16 protein-coding genes are annotated in these 14,447 nt (G+C 64.2%); 5 read left to right on the top strand and 11 right to left on the bottom strand.

Going from position 1 to position 14,447, the window contains the following annotated elements; genetic code table 11:
* Positions 1-71: 71 nt before the first annotated feature.
* The 5 genes from AC1Z32_RS29000 to AC1Z32_RS28980 are packed head-to-tail and all read right to left on the bottom strand — an operon-like array spanning position 72 to position 4,870.
* Entirely contained in the window at positions 72-1,076 is a 1,005-nt protein-coding gene (locus AC1Z32_RS29000; RefSeq protein ID WP_483482274.1) for an ABC transporter permease, read from the bottom strand.
* A complete protein-coding gene (locus AC1Z32_RS28995; RefSeq protein ID WP_483483341.1) occupies positions 1,069-2,109 on the bottom strand; it encodes an ABC transporter permease in 1,041 nt (346 codons plus the stop codon). Before AC1Z32_RS28995 ends, AC1Z32_RS29000 begins: the two co-directional genes overlap by 8 nt.
* On the bottom strand, positions 2,109-3,617 hold the full coding sequence (locus tag AC1Z32_RS28990; RefSeq protein WP_483483340.1) for a sugar ABC transporter ATP-binding protein: 1,509 nt from the start codon (positions 3,615-3,617) through the stop codon (positions 2,109-2,111). Before AC1Z32_RS28990 ends, AC1Z32_RS28995 begins: the two co-directional genes overlap by 1 nt.
* 17 nt (positions 3,618-3,634) lie before the next feature.
* The gene (locus AC1Z32_RS28985) at positions 3,635-4,525 is read right to left on the bottom strand and encodes an amidohydrolase family protein (RefSeq protein WP_483482273.1); all 891 of its coding nucleotides are present in this window, start codon (positions 4,523-4,525) and stop codon (positions 3,635-3,637) included.
* 30 nt (positions 4,526-4,555) lie between these two features.
* Positions 4,556-4,870 (bottom strand): L-rhamnose mutarotase, encoded by a 315-nt coding sequence (locus AC1Z32_RS28980; protein WP_483482272.1) that lies wholly within the window; start codon positions 4,868-4,870, stop codon positions 4,556-4,558.
* Positions 4,871-5,033: 163 nt separating this feature from the next.
* Here AC1Z32_RS28980 and AC1Z32_RS28975 point away from each other — a divergent pair, with 163 nt between their 5' ends.
* Positions 5,034-5,987, top strand: a complete 954-nt coding sequence (locus tag AC1Z32_RS28975) for a LysR family transcriptional regulator (protein WP_483482271.1) — start codon at positions 5,034-5,036, stop codon at positions 5,985-5,987.
* Between the two features lie 7 nt (positions 5,988-5,994).
* On the opposite strand, the gene lra1 is transcribed toward AC1Z32_RS28975, so the two are convergent.
* From lra1 to AC1Z32_RS28950, 5 genes are read right to left on the bottom strand one after another with little or no spacing between them, the layout of a single operon-like run.
* On the bottom strand, positions 5,995-6,777 hold the full coding sequence (gene lra1 / locus AC1Z32_RS28970) for an L-rhamnose 1-dehydrogenase Lra1 (protein ID WP_483482270.1): 783 nt from the start codon (positions 6,775-6,777) through the stop codon (positions 5,995-5,997).
* Positions 6,778-6,817: 40 nt separating this feature from the next.
* The gene (locus AC1Z32_RS28965; RefSeq protein WP_483482269.1) at positions 6,818-6,952 is read right to left on the bottom strand and encodes a hypothetical protein; all 135 of its coding nucleotides are present in this window, start codon (positions 6,950-6,952) and stop codon (positions 6,818-6,820) included.
* 22 nt (positions 6,953-6,974) lie between these two features.
* Positions 6,975-8,153: an L-rhamnonate dehydratase gene (gene rhmD, locus AC1Z32_RS28960; RefSeq protein ID WP_483482268.1), complete on the bottom strand. Its 1,179-nt coding sequence runs from the start codon at positions 8,151-8,153 to the stop codon at positions 6,975-6,977.
* A gap of 19 nt (positions 8,154-8,172) precedes the next feature.
* Positions 8,173-9,498 carry an MFS transporter gene (locus AC1Z32_RS28955; protein ID WP_483482267.1) on the bottom strand — a complete coding sequence of 442 codons (1,326 nt, stop codon included), beginning with the start codon at positions 9,496-9,498 and terminating at the stop codon, positions 8,173-8,175.
* Positions 9,499-9,520: 22 nt separating this feature from the next.
* The gene (locus tag AC1Z32_RS28950; protein WP_483482266.1) at positions 9,521-10,282 is read right to left on the bottom strand and encodes an SDR family oxidoreductase; all 762 of its coding nucleotides are present in this window, start codon (positions 10,280-10,282) and stop codon (positions 9,521-9,523) included.
* A gap of 217 nt (positions 10,283-10,499) precedes the next feature.
* On the opposite strand from AC1Z32_RS28950, the gene AC1Z32_RS28945 reads away from it, so the two are divergent.
* The 3 genes from AC1Z32_RS28945 to AC1Z32_RS28935 all read left to right on the top strand — a co-directional run bounded on the left by AC1Z32_RS28945 (position 10,500) and on the right by AC1Z32_RS28935 (position 12,997).
* Complete coding sequence (locus tag AC1Z32_RS28945) at positions 10,500-11,984, top strand: Fic family protein (RefSeq protein ID WP_483482265.1); 1,485 nt, start codon at positions 10,500-10,502, stop codon at positions 11,982-11,984.
* A gap of 465 nt (positions 11,985-12,449) precedes the next feature.
* Positions 12,450-12,719, top strand: a complete 270-nt coding sequence (locus tag AC1Z32_RS28940) for a hypothetical protein (protein WP_483482264.1) — start codon at positions 12,450-12,452, stop codon at positions 12,717-12,719.
* A 74-nt stretch (positions 12,720-12,793) separates the two neighbouring features.
* Positions 12,794-12,997, top strand: a complete 204-nt coding sequence (locus AC1Z32_RS28935) for a cold-shock protein (RefSeq protein WP_483482263.1) — start codon at positions 12,794-12,796, stop codon at positions 12,995-12,997.
* Between the two features lie 48 nt (positions 12,998-13,045).
* Here the strand turns inward: AC1Z32_RS28935 and AC1Z32_RS28930 are convergent, their stop codons facing one another.
* Positions 13,046-13,564: a DUF6622 family protein gene (locus AC1Z32_RS28930; protein WP_483482262.1), complete on the bottom strand. Its 519-nt coding sequence runs from the start codon at positions 13,562-13,564 to the stop codon at positions 13,046-13,048.
* Between the two features lie 133 nt (positions 13,565-13,697).
* Here AC1Z32_RS28930 and AC1Z32_RS28925 point away from each other — a divergent pair, with 133 nt between their 5' ends.
* Entirely contained in the window at positions 13,698-14,366 is a 669-nt protein-coding gene (locus tag AC1Z32_RS28925) for a TetR/AcrR family transcriptional regulator (protein ID WP_483482261.1), read from the top strand.
* The last annotated feature ends 81 nt before the right edge of the window (positions 14,367-14,447 follow it).

The raw sequence follows: 14,447 nt of genomic DNA, 5'->3' as shown, positions 1-14,447 counted from the left end.
GTCAAGTCTCCTGTCATTGCGCATGATTGCGCTGGTTTGCAACGAATACCCGCAACGGACATCTCACTGCGTCAAAGCGCCTGCGCCATGAGACGCTTTTCGCGCGCCGCCCGCCAGCGCGCGACGAGGTTCGGGATCAGCACCGACGAGAGCAGCAGCGCGCCCGTCACGATCGTGAGCGTTTCGCTCGATACATCCGCGAGCGTCAACGCATTGCGCAACACGCCGATGATGACGAGCGACAGCAGCACGCCGATCATCGAGCCGCGGCCGCCAAAGATGCTCACGCCGCCGAACAGCACCGCCGCGATCACGGACAGCTCGAAGCCTTCGCCGTTATCGCCGCGCGCGCTCGTGAAGCGCAGCGTATAGACGACGCCCGCGAGCGCCGCCATCGCGCCCGACATCATGAAGAGCGTAAGCTTCGTCTTCGCGACGTCGATGCCGGAGAAGCGCGCGGCCGTCGGGTTCGCGCCGATTGCAAAGAGACTGCGGCCGAAGGGCGTCGCCTGCAGCAGCACCGTGAAGACGATGGCGCCCGCAATCACGAGAATGAACGGCATCGGCAGGAAGCTGTTGCCGATGGTGTCGATGCCGAAGGCCGTGTACGACGCGGGAAAATCCGCGATAGCCTGATCGCCGAGCAGCACATACGCGAGACCGCGAAACAGCGCCAGCGTGCCGATAGTCACGGCCAGCGACGGCAGTTCGAAGCGCACGATCACGAGGCCGTTCAACAGGCCCGCAAGCGTCCCGAAGAGCAGCACGAGGACGATCACGAGCGGCATCGGCAGGCCCATGTGCCAGAGCACGCCCATCAGCGCGCTCGATGCGCCGAGCACCGACGCCACCGACAGATCGATCTCCGCCGCGACGATAATGAGCGTCATCGGCAGCGCGATCAGCGCGATCTCGGTGAAGTCCGCGAGCATGTTCGAGATATTCGCCGCCGATAGAAACAGCGGCGACAGCACGCGCCCCGCGACGAGCGCGACGGCGAGCACGATCGCGAGCATCGCTTCCCATTGGAGGTGGCGGCGTCTGGTCGTTGCGAGAGCGGAATCGGCCTTAGCCATGATCGCGTTTCCTCATCATGCGGCGCGCGACGGAACGCGCGAGCAAGGTATCGAGCGCGATCGCCGCAACGATCAGCGCGCCTTGAATCGCCTGCTGCCAGAACGGCGACACGCGCAGCACCACCAGTGCGATGTTGATGACGCCGAGCACGAGCGCGCCGAGCGTCGCGCCCGCGATCGTGCCCACGCCGCCCGTGATCGCGACGCTGCCGACCACCGCCGCCGCGACCACCTGCAACTCGATGCCCTTCGCGGTGCTGGCATCGACGGTGCCGAAGCGCGCGAGCCACAGCACGCCCGCGAGACCCGCGATCGCGCCCGACAAGAGAAAGCCGATCATCACGCGCCGGTCCACGCGTATGCCCGCGAGACGCGCGGCTTCGGGATTCGAGCCGATCGCATAATGCTCGCGCCCGCCGCGATACTGCTTCAGATACACCGACAACGCGATCAGCACGACCAGCGCGATCAGCACGAGATTCGGCACGCCGAGAAGCGAGCCCGTGGCGATGGACGCGAACGCATCGGGCAGGCTCGTCGCGTTGATCTGTCCGCCGTGCACCCACGCGTAATCGGCGCCGCGCACGATATACAGCGTCGACAACGTGGCGACGAGCGAAGGCACGCGCCCGAACGTGACGAGCGCGCCGTTCACCGCGCCTATGACAAGGCCGATGCCCATGCCCGCGATCATCGCGACGATCACGGGCATGTGCGGGAACATGACGAAGAGGCTCCCGAGCGCATACGCGCTCACGCCGACGATCGACGCCACCGACAGATCAATATGCCGCATCAGCATCACGATCGTCATGCCCGCCGTCAGCAGGCCGATGATCGATACATTGAGCAGCACGTCGCGCAGGTTTTGCAGATTGAGGAAGTCGGGCTTGACCGCGGCCGTCGCGCCGATCAGCACGAGCAGCACGATGAAAAGCGTCAGCTCGCGGCTCTTCGCGATCGAGACCGCGAGGCTCTCGCGTCTGGTTTCGGCCGGCGGCATCGCGGGTAGCGTTGGAGAGTGTCGTGTCATCATGCCGCGCGTCCTAGAGCTTGCGTTGAAGCGCCCAAAGCGGCGCTCATCACCCGTTCTTCATTCGCATCGGCGCGGGCGATATCCGCGCTGATGCGGCCTTCGTGCATCACGAGCACGCGGTCGGCCATGCCGAGCACTTCCGGCAGCTCGCTCGATATCATCAGCACGGCCATGCCGTCCTTCACGAGTTCGGCGAGCGTGCGATACACCTCCGCTTTCGCGCCCACATCGATGCCGCGCGTCGGTTCGTCGATGATGAGCACCTTCGGGTTCGTCGCGAGCCATTTGCCGAGCACGACCTTCTGCTGGTTGCCGCCCGATAGCGTGCCGACGGGCGCATCGAGATCGCTGGCTTTGAGACGAAGCCGCTTGCCCCAGTCGGCCGCGAGCGTCGATTCGCTTCGCGACGTGATGAGCCCGTGTCGCATCAATCGGCCGAGCACGGTCAGCGACGCATTGCGCGCGATGCTCAACTCGAGCGCGAGGCCTTGCGCGCGGCGATCTTCCGGCACGAGCGCGAGTCCCGCGCGCACCGCGGCGGCAGGACGGCCCAATGCGAGCGTTCTGCCTGCGATCTTCACTTCGCCGCCATCGACAGGATCGATGCCGAAGATCGCGCGCGCGACTTCGCTGCGTCCCGCCCCAACCAAACCGGCAAGCGCGACGATCTCGCCCGCGCGCACATCGAAGGACACGTTCCTGAACACGCCTTCGCGCGTGAGATTGCGCACCGAGAGACGCACGTCGCCGGGCGTCACATCGGCTTTCGGATAGAACGTGTCGAGATCGCGGCCCACCATCCTGCTCACGATCGCATCGATATTCATGTCCTGCGTGAGGGCGTCGCAGACCTTCATGCCGTCGCGCATGATCGTCATGCGCTGTGTCAGCGCGAACACTTCGTCGAGACGATGCGTGATGAAAAGAATCGCGACGTCGCGCTCTTTCAACCCGCGCACGATGGCGAACAGACGCTCCACTTCGGGCAGCGAAAGCGCGGCGGTCGGCTCGTCCATGATGAGCACGTTCGCATCGAGCGACAAAGCCTTCGCGATCTCGACCACCTGCTGATCCGCGATCGACAATCCGCGCACGAGCCGCTGCGCCCGCAAGTTCACGCCGAGCGACGACAACAGCGCATCCACCTCGCGATGCATCTCGTCATAACGAATGCGCCCGAAGCGATCGCGCGGCTGCCGGCCCATATAGATGTTCTCGGCGATCGAAAGATCCGCGAAGAGCGTCGGCTCCTGATAGATCACGGCGATGCCCGCATCGCGCGCTTCGGCGGGATTCGCGAAGCGGCGCGCGATGCCTTCGACGAGCAACTCGCCCGCATCGGGCCGATACACGCCGGCGAGCAGCTTCACGAGCGTCGACTTGCCCGCGCCGTTCTCGCCGAGCAATGCGTGGACTTCCCCGGGAAAGAGCTGGAGGCTGCCGTCGCCGAGCGCGCGCACGCGGCCGAACGATTTGCTCGCGTGTCTGAGTTCAAGACGGGGCATCGTCATGTCTTCACCTCTCAAATGCGATAGATGCGTTCCGCGTTGCGCACGAAGAACGCCTGTTTCTCGCTGTCGCTCGCATCGCTCACGATCCGCGCATACGCGTTCCACAAGGCCGTATACGTGCCGAACAGCCGGTCCACCGGAAAGTTCGACGCGAACATCGCGCGGTCGCAGCCGAACGTGTCGATCACTTCGTGCACGTATGGACGCAGGCTTTCGATGGTCCACGCGTGATCGAACATCGCAAGACCGCTGATCTTCACGGCCACATTCGGGCATGCGGCAAGCGCGCGCATGCCTTCGCGCCACGCGCGATAGCCCCGCGTCGCGTTGCGGTCCACGAACATGCCCGCGTGATTGACGATGAACTGCGTATCCGCATGTTCGCGCGCAAGTTGCGCGGCCTCTTCCATCTGCGACGGATAAAGCTGCAGATCGAACGACAGGCCGAAGCGCTTCAGCAACGCGAAGTGCCTGCGCCATTGCGTCTCGCGCATGTAATGGCGTCCGACGTAGTCGTAGAGCTCGCTGTCATGCACGTTGAGAATCTGGCGGATGCCGCGCGTATTGGCGAACGCCGCGTGCGCTTCGAGCACGGCTTGTGCGTTATCCGCCGATAAATCCGCGCCCGCGACGATGCCGTTCGGCATGCCGCGCCCGTCTCCATCAGCGATGCCTTGCAGCCAGCGCGTTTCCTCGACGGGATCGGCGGGATCATGATTCGCATCGACATGCACGAGCTTCAGCACCTCGATGTCTTGTGCATCGCGCAGCAGATCCGCGAGCAGATAGTCGTGCTGCAAGTCACGCGCATCCCCGACGAACGACGTGCGCGGATTCGCGAGCCAAGGGTAATGATGCGTGGACAGATCCCACAGATGGATATGCGGATCGACGACCTGCATGGGGCGTTCCTCGCGAAAGAGGCGAACGTTTCAGGGAAGATGAAAGACGGGCACGAGCGGCACGGTCACGGGCGCATTGTCCGCGTGCGTCTCCATCAGCTCGGCCATGTAGTCCCACCACTTGCGCATGATCGGCAGCGCGGGCAGCGCATCCGTCGTATGCGTGTCCGTGCGCTGATAGATGGCGAAGAGATGCCCTGTGGGTTCGTCGAGAAAGATCCGGTAGTCGCGGATGCCCGCGGCGCGCAGTGCATCGACCAGTACCGGCCAGATCTCGCGATGGCGCTTTTCGTATTCCTCGCGCATGCCTGGCTTCAGGGTCATGCGAAATGCCACTGTCTCCATGGCGGCCCGCCTTGTTTTGATTGGTGAATCCCTGTGCTCGGGACTCGTTGTGCTGCGACTATAATTCGCCGGCCGATAACACGACAATCCGAAAGCAGGATTGGCCGATCGCAAAAACGTATCGCTGCGCCGTATGATCGCGCGGTTCAACGCGGACTGTCGAATGAACCAGAACGTGTCCCAAAGTGTGTCGCCGAATGCGCTGGTCAATCGGCTGAAGTTCAAGCATCTGGCGCTCTTGGTCGCGCTCGATGATGCGCGCAATCTGCATCAGGCCGCCGAGACGATCAACGTCGCGCAGCCGAGCGCAAGCCGCATGCTCGCGGATATCGAGGAAGCGTTCGGCTTTCAGCTCTTCGAGCGCAACGCGCGTGGCATGCGGCCGACGCCGCTCGGCACCGCCGCCCTCGCCTACGCGCGCCGCTCGCTCGCCGATCTCACGCGTTTCGCCGACGATCTCGATGCGAAGCGCCGCGGCGGCCACGGGCAACTGACGGTCGGCGCGATCATGGGCGCCGCGCCCGACGTGCTCGCGATGGCCGTTGCGGAGCTGAAATCCGAGCGGCCGCTCCTGAACGTGCGCATTCTCGGCGAGACGAGCGATCAGGTCGTGCAATTGCTGCATCGCCGCGAGGTCGATCTCGCGCTCGGACGTCTGACGACACCCTTGCAGCACAACGATTTCGACTTCGAGCCGCTCGCGCGCGAAGCCATGCGCCTCGTCGTGCGCGCGGGGCATCCGCTCGCCGGGAAAACGGAAATCACGCTGGACATGCTCGTGGGATGGCCGTGGATTCTGCAGCCGATCGCGAGCCCCGCGCGCGGCCTTTTCGAAGACGAGCTTGCGCGCGCCGGTCTGACGACGCCCGCGGATATCGTCGAATGCGCGTCGATCTTCGCGACGCTGCAATTGCTGCAGAACAGCGAAGCCGTGGCGATGCTGCCGGAGTCGGTCGTGCGGGATTATCTGCGCGCGCAGTTGCTGATCGAATTGCCGATCGAGATCGGCAAGAGCCTGTCGGGTTTCGGGCTGTTGCGGCGCAAGTTCGAGACCTTGAGCGAGCCTGCCGAGTACTTCATCGCGCTGCTGCGCAAGTACTCGGCGGTTTCACCTTGATCCGGCGTTACTGAAGATTCACGAAGAGCCCGCCGTCCACCAGCAGCGACGCGCCCGTCACATAGCGCGCGCGGTCCGAGGCGAGGAACACGACGCATTGCGCGACGTCGTCCGGATCGCCCAAGCGCCCCAGAGGAATGCGCTTTTCCATATACGCGCGCTTGTCCTTGTCGGAAAGATCTTCGGCGTTCAGATCGGTGGCGATGGTGCCCGGCATCACCGAGTTGCAGCGGATGCCGTAAGGCCCGAGCGCGATGGCGCAGGATTGCATCAGCGAATGCACGCCCGCCTTGGTCGGCGTGTAGTGCGTCTGCATGCCGCCGCCAACGAGCGCGCTGATCGAGCTCGTCGCCACGATCGCACCGCCCGTGCCCTGCGCCTTCATCTGATTCGCGGCGGCCTGCGTCACGTAGAACGCGCCATTGAGATTCACCGCGACCGTGGATTCGTAGACGGCCGCCGGCATGTCGAGAAACGCGTGGAACGGACAGATGCCCGCGTTGCTCGACAGCACATCGACGCGGCCGAACGCATCGACCGTACGCCGGATCAGCTCGATGCCCGTCTCGCGTTCGGCCACATTGCCCTCGACGGCGATCACGCGCCGCCCGAGCGCTTCGATCTCGCCGACGATCGATTCGACCGCCGAGGCCTTGCCATACGACTTGTCGTTGTCGCCCCAGTAGTTGATGGCGACATCCGCGCCCTCGCGCGCGCTCGCGAGCGCGATCGCCCGGCCGATGCCGCGCGAGCCGCCCGTCACCACGACGACCTTGTCTTGCAACAGCATGTCTGTCTCCTCCGTGTCGGGCGGATGGCGGCTCGCACCGTCACCCGCGCCTGGTTGCGCGCCGGTGCGCCTGGCGACGGAATTCTCCTCCGTGGAAACTACCGCCGAACCGGTTGTCGAAACGCTGATCGCCGGTGCTGCGCGCCTGCCGCATCTGATCGAGATTGTTGTTCAAACGTGTCGCCGCCCGGCATTGGTCAATGCGTATAAGGCCGCGTCAACGCGCACTCGGGATTCAGCCGCACGCCGAAGCCCGGCGTCTCCGGCACCTTCATGCGACCGTTCACCGGCACGGGCTCGTCGAGCAGCAAGGGCGTGAACATCGGCACGACCTGATCGGCCTTGGGCGCCATCATCAGGAACTCCGCGAACGGCGAGTTGTGACGCGTCACGACGAAGTGATAGCTGTACACCGACGAGCCGTGCGGCACGACCAGCACGTTATGCGCGTCGGCGAGCGCCGATATCTTGATGAGCTCCGTGATGCCGCCGCACCAGCCCACGTCAGGCTGCACGAGATCCGCGCAGCCCATCTCGAACAGCATGCGAAAGCCCCAGCGCGTCGCTTCGTGCTCGCCGGTCGTCACCATCATGCCGCCCGGCACCGAGCGGCGCAGTTCGGCGTAGCCCCAGTAGTCGTCGGGCGGCAGTGCTTCCTCGATCCACTTCAGCCCGTATTCGCGCGCCGCGTTGGCGAGACGTTTCGCGTAGTTGAGGTCGAGGCTCATCCAGCAATCGAACATGAGCCAGAAATCGTCGCCGACTTTCGCGCGCATGTCCGCAAGCTTCGCGATGTTCTTCGCGAGCCCTTCCTCGCCTTCCGCCGGGCCATGCTGCAAGGGCATCTTGCCGCCGATGAAACCCATCTGCTTCGCGAGGTCCGGGCGCGCGCCCGTCGCATAGAACTGCAGTTCATCGCGCACGGGTCCGCCGAGCAGATGAAACACCGGCTCCTTGCGCACCTTCGCGAGCAGATCCCACAACGCCAGATCGACGCCCGAAATCGCGTTGAGCACAATGCCCTTGCGTCCATAGTAAAGCGTCGCGTTGTACATCTGGTCCCACATCTTTTCGATGTCGGTCACGCGCTGCCCTTCGAGAAAACGCGCGAGATGCTTCTCGACGATGAACGCGCCGATCTCGCCGCCCGTCGTCACCGCGAAGCCGACGGTGCCGTCGCTCGCCTCGATCTCGACGACGAGCGAGCCAAGCACGTTCAGCCCGAACGACTGGCGGCTCTTGCGGTACTCGGGATAGCGCGCCATCGGCGTGGCGATGTGATCGTCGATCCAGTGATCGGCGCCCTGGTCGTGATAGTCGGCGCCGCCGCCGCGGACCGTGAAGGCGCGCACCTGGCGAATCGTGGGCATGGACATGGGTCAGTCTCCTGGTTATTTAGGACGCTTTCGCGGGCTTGCCGCGCGTATCGGTGATCGTGCTGCCTTCACGCGTGCGCACCAGCGCGACGATGACGATCGCCGCGAGCACGCTCGCGCCGCCGAGCACCATGAGCCCGGCGCCCGTCGAGTGGAACGCGGCTTCGGCGGCGGTGCGGGCCATTGGCGCGAAGAAGCCGCCGAGCCCGCCGAGCGAGTTGATGAGCGCGATCCCGGCCGCGGCGGCCGCGCCCGTCAGATAACGCGTCGGGAAGGTCCAGAAGAGCGGCTGTGCGGCGATGAAGCCGCTCGCCGCGCAGCACAGCGCGATGAGCGAGACGGCCGGCGATCCCGCGAGCCCCGATACCGCGATCGCGATGCCCGACATCAAGAGCAGCGCCACCGCGCATAAGCGATGCGTGCCCGTGCGATCGGCGTGGCGCGGCACGATCCACGTGACGATCACGGCCGCGATCCACGGCAGCGCCGTGACGAGCCCGACGCGAAAGCCCACTTTCGTGCCGAGCAGCGCCGCGACCTGTTGCGGCAGATAGAACACGACGCCGTACACCGCCGCCTGGATCAGGAAGTAGACGCAGCACAACACGAGCACGCGCGCATCCACGAGCGACGCGAGCACGCTGCGCGGCCCGTGCGACGACGCGAAGCGCGCATCGTCGTCCAGCCGCCGGACGAGCAGCGTGCGCTGTTCGTGCGTGAGCCAGCGGGCTTTCGCCGGTTCGTCGTCGAGATACCAGAAAGCCCACACGCCGACGATCGACGCAAGCAGGCCTTCGACGAGAAAGAGCCATTGCCAGCCCTTCAGGCCGAGCGCGCCGTGCAGATCCAGCAGCAAGCCGGAGAGCGGCGCGCCGAAGATGAACGCGAGCGGCGCGCCGAAGTAAAACACGCCGAGCGCGCGCGCCCGCGACGATTGCGGAAACCAGCGCGTCAGGTAATAGACGATGCCGGGAAAGAAGCCCGCCTCGGCCACACCGAGCAGAAAGCGCAGCGCATAGAACGTCGTGGCGCTATGCGCGAAGGCCATGGCCGCCGAGACGAAACCCCACGTCACCATGATGCGGCACATCCACAGCCTCGCGCCGACGCGATGCAGCAACAGATTGCTCGGCACTTCGAAGATTGCATAGCCGACGAAAAACACGCCCGCGCCGAACGCGAACGCGGCATTCGTCAGGCCGGTGTCCTGCTGCAGCGCCTTCTGCGCAAAGCCGATATTCGCGCGGTCCAGAAACGCGAGCACGTACATGAGCAGGAGGAACGGCAGAAGACGGCGCATCACGCGGGACGTGACAGCGCCTTCCGACTGTGCGGAATCGTTCATGTGAGTCTCCCGATGACGCGGCTCAGTAGGTCGCGCGCCCGCCCGACAGATCGAACACCGCGCCGGTGCTGAACGCGCAGTCCTCGGACGACAGCCAGAGAATCAGCGAAGCGGCTTCCTGCGGCATCAGGAACCGGTTCATGGGAATCTTGGAGAGCATGTAGTCGATGTGCTGCTGCGACATCGAATCGAAGATTTCGGTTTTCGCGGCGGCGGGCGTGACGGCGTTCACGAGAATGTTCTTGCCCGCCAGCTCCTTGCCGAGCGATTTCGTGAGCCCGATCAGCCCGGCCTTCGACGCGCTGTAGTGCGACGCGTTCGGATTGCCTTCCTTGCCCGCGATCGACGCGATATTGACGATGCGCCCATAGCCCGCCTTCAGCATGTGCGGCACCACGGCGCGGCAGGTCAGATACGGGCCGATCAGGTTGACGTCGATCACGCGGCGCCACACGTCGGGTGCGAGCTCCCAGGTCGTGCCGTTGCCGCCGGTGATGCCCGCATTGTTGACGAGCACGTCGATCCGGCCGTGCGCCGCGAGCGCCTTCTTCGTCGCGGCGTCGACGGACGCTTCGTCGGTGAGCTCGACGACCGCGTCGCTGATCTTGCGCTCCCTGAACTTCGCCGAGAGCTCGGCGCTCGTGCGCGCGAGGCGCTCGCCGTCGACATCCCACAGCGATACATCGGCGCCCGATTCCAGCGCGCGCTCGGCCACCGCCAGCCCGATGCCGCGCGCGCCGCCCGTGATGATCACCACGCGGTTCGCCAGGTCGATACGGTTCATGGGTTCGTCTCCTTTTCGTTTTGGTTGCTTTGGGTTGTCATGCCGTGAGAGGCACTATAGTCCCACGCCAATAGCGCAACAATTCGAAAGGGCGATCGTTCGATAGCAAAACCGGATCGGCTTGCCGGACCAAATGGACGACGGTTAAGATTTCTCGATAACTCCGCCAGAAATCGGCGTAAAGTTACGATTTCTCGATAACCGTTAAGAAATCTCGATGACGCCGATCGGTTATGCCCGTCTCATTGCCATCGGCGAACTGCGCGTGACGCCGCCGCAGCGGCTCGCGTACGCCAGTTCGTCGGTGAACCGGCGCATCGACGGCGAGAGCCAGATTCTCTTTCCGAACAGCGTCGCCTTCGACGATACGCCCGTCGGGCATCTGGAGTTCGCGCTGCGTCACGAAGGCGTGAATCTCGAAGTCATCGATGCCGCGTTCGAGCACATGGAACCCGGCGAACTCATCGCCCGTTTGCGCGAGACGCCGACCGGCGAGCAGATTCGCCGCGCATGCTTTCTCTGGGAATGGCTGACGGGCAAGGAGCTGGATGCGGGCGTGAGCGTCAGGGGCGGCTATGTCGACCTCTTTCCGGCCGACGTCTACTACACGGCGCCGCAGCCGGCGCGCGCGCCGCGTTATCGCGTGCGCAACAACGCGCTCGGCACACCGGGGTTCTGTCCGACCGTGCATCGCTCGGCCATCCCCGACGATCCGCCCCTGGCCGACCTGCTTCTCGAAGCGCAAAACACGCTCGATGCGATGCAGGACCCGGAGTTGTATCGGCGTGCGCTCGCGTTCCTGTATCTGTCGGAAACGCGGGGCAGCTACGCGATCGAATCGGAGACGCCCAGCTCGGACAAGCAGGAGCGCTTCGTTCAGCTTCTGCGGCGCGCGGGCGAGCAGGCGATCGTCGACGAAGAATGGCTCGTGCAGCTGCAGAACGTGATCGTGCGCGATGTCTACAGCCAGGAAGCGTCGTACCGGACCAAGCAGAACTGGCTGGAAGACGCGGCAGGACGCGTCGACTTCTTTCCCGTGCCGATTGGTGAACTGCGGCGCGTGATGACCGACTGGGAACACTTCATGAACGATCCGAAACGTTGCCCGGACGTGCTCGTGAAGGCCGCGTGCGCCGCTTTCGGCTTCGTCTATCTGCATCCGTTCTTCGACGGCAACGGCCGCCTGCATCGCTTTCTCATCCAGCATGTGCTCGCGCGCTCGGGGCTGCTCGCGGCGGATACCGTGATCCCGGTCTCGGCGGTGATGGAGCGCAATATTCCGGCGTATCACGCCGTGCTGACGGCCTTTTCCCGTCCGGTGACGCGGCTGTGGAACTACCGGCGCGTCGATACCGAGCCGCTCGTGCTGAGCGCGCCTTCGAGCCGCGCGTATCGCTTCTTCAACGCCGACCGGGAGGTGGCGTTTCTCCACGCGATGATCAAGGAGGCCGTGCGCGAGGAAATTCCTCGCGAGATCGCCTGGCTGCAGGGCTACGACGCCGCGTTCGCGCGCCTGAACGACGAATTCGATCTGCCGCGCAAGGACTTGTCGGCCCTCATCCGCATGGTGCAGTCTAACAAGGGCGTGCTGTCGGTGCATCGCCGAAAGCAGTATCAGCACATTCCTCGTCCGGTGCTCGATCGCATCGAGGAAGTCGTGCGCGACGCGTTCACGAACCACGCGGCGGCATCAGGAAATTAGGTTTTTTCGAGGTAAGCGCGAAAATCGCGCGAAAAATTAAAATTTCTCGATAAACGTTAAGAAATTTCGATCCGGCGCGCGCTCACGACGATGGCTCGTCGAACGTGTTCCTGCGTGTCATGTGCGGCGCTTTCGCCCTTGTGAAACGGCCATCGGGAACGGAAAGCGAGTCTTTGAAATGCCTGTCTGCGACAAGCGCGAAGCCAAAAAGCGCGGCGACCCCAATCGGGCAAAGTAGAAGAACAGCGACCAGCACGGCGACCTCCATCAATGATGCATCGCAGTGTATCGCGCATAAAGACGCCAATTGTCGCGAAAAAAGACAATACTCCGTTCAACAATCGCGAACTTTCCTTCGTGCCAACGTCCACGAGGGCGCGGAACGCGGAACGGATCAGCCATCAGGCACAGTGGTTGCTTAAAGCTTCGGCCATTTAATCAGACGATCACTCGACCAATCAAAGCATGTTCACTCCGAAAGCCTGCACGGCGACCTGCGTACTCGACGGAATGCCCGTCACCCTGACTTACCATCCCGACACCACCCTGCTGCGCATCACCGACGCCAATGGCCGCTGCGTGCGAGAAACCCGCTGGCCGGCGCCGTGGCGGACGCTCCTCGCGACATTGCGCGAGTTTGGCCGACGCGAATCGCAAGACGAGCTTTCGATGCTGCTCGACGAAATTCCCGCCGCGCAGCCGCCCGCGCGCGAACGCGTTTCAGCGCTGGCTTGACGCGCCCGCATTGTCTAACCGATCCACCTACGCGAAGACAATCCTCGCCCAACGCTGCAGAAGAAAAGGAAACGATGGCAACTGGCACTGTGAAATGGTTCAACGATCCAAAGGGCTTTGGCTTCATCAAACCCGATGACGGCGCGCCGGACCTGTTCGCGCATTTTTCGGAGATCCGCGCCGACGGCTTCAAGTCCTTGCAGGAAAACCAGCGCGTGTCGTTCGAAGTGCGACAGGGACCGAAGGGCTTCCAAGCTGCCGACATTCAGCCGCAGTAACTTCCGTGGCCGTGAAACCTGGCAACGGCTTCACGGCCACTTCCACGGTTACACGCGCTCCAGAACGGGTGCCACCGTCGGCCGCAGCGCCAGCCAGTAGATCAGGAAGCGCCCGGCGAAGATCCCCGCCACAATGCCGGAGACAAGGCCATTCAGCACGATGAAGGTCGAATCCACGCCGATATGCGTCGCCGTCGCGAGTTCGAAGCCGATCCAGAATTTCATCGCGAAGGTCAAAAGAATCAGCGCGAGCGGCACCGCCGAGCCCGGCAGCGTGACCGTTCGGGCAATGCGATCCACCGTCAGGCCGCTCTTCTTCGCGATCGTTGCGCCGACTCCGATGCCCAGCGCGCCGCCCGCGACCCACATCAGCGCCGTGTCCCAGCCGGTCGCCGGATCGGACAGCACATGCAGAAGGCCCCAGCCCGCGAAGATGGCCGGCACGACGCCGAGCTTCGAAAGCGGCGCGGTGCCGCTCTTCATCGCCTTCATGCCGCGCGAGACCAGCACGGCGAGCAGGATCCAAACCCACGTGGGCGTACCCAGCAAGATATCTTGGAAGGACATGACGTTCTCCTGTGATCGATGAGGCGCTTCGCGCCGTTAATCTTTACGATGGAAAGATTTTGACTTTCAAGCGCTTTTGCGTCAACATAATTTTCCATTGTAAAGATTGATCGACCAGCGAGTCTCCATTCCTATGCAGAACGACACGGCAGCAAAAAAACGCGGCCGCCCCGCGAAAGCGGCGGAGGCCGCGCCTCATCCCTATCATCACGGCTCGCTTCCGGAGGCGCTGTTACATGCTGCCGAAGCCGTGCTGCGCCGCGACGGGCTGCGCGGACTCACGCTGCGCGCCATCGCGCGTGAGGCGGGCGTGTCGCACACGGCTCCCCAACACCATTTCGGCGACACGGCGGGCGTGCTGGCCGAGCTCGCGGCAAGCGGACACCGGCGGCTCGCGCAATCGATGAAAAAGCGCGCCGCCGGCGTGAAGCCCGGCGCCGAACGCGGCCGGGCGATCGCGCACGGCTACATCGACTTCGCAACCGCGAATCCCGACCTCTTCCGGCTGATGTCGCGCAACGAGCTGCTCGACACGGATCGGCCTTCGCTCGTCGAAGCGCGGCGCATGTCGGCGGCCGGACTCGCCGACGTGTTCGATTCCGTGCCCGACATCGCGCCGGGCAGCAAGAGCGCATTCGGCACGATGACGCAGGAGCAGACCATCGCGATGGCATCGGCCTGGGCGCACGTGCACGGGCTCGCGTCGCTGCTGATCGACAACCGGCTCAACGCGCTCGCCGCCGCGCCGGGCACCTTCCGCACGCCGCGCGATCTGGTCGACGCCGTGATCGACAACATGTGAGCTCCGCGCGCGCCGGCGAACGGCCGCCCGGCGCATTTCGACAATGACATCAAGGCTTTGCGCTGATATCAGCGGTGCATT

The organism is Caballeronia sp. 11_S32 (assembly GCF_056930355.1).
This window is presented reverse-complemented; position numbering and strand designations above follow the sequence as displayed.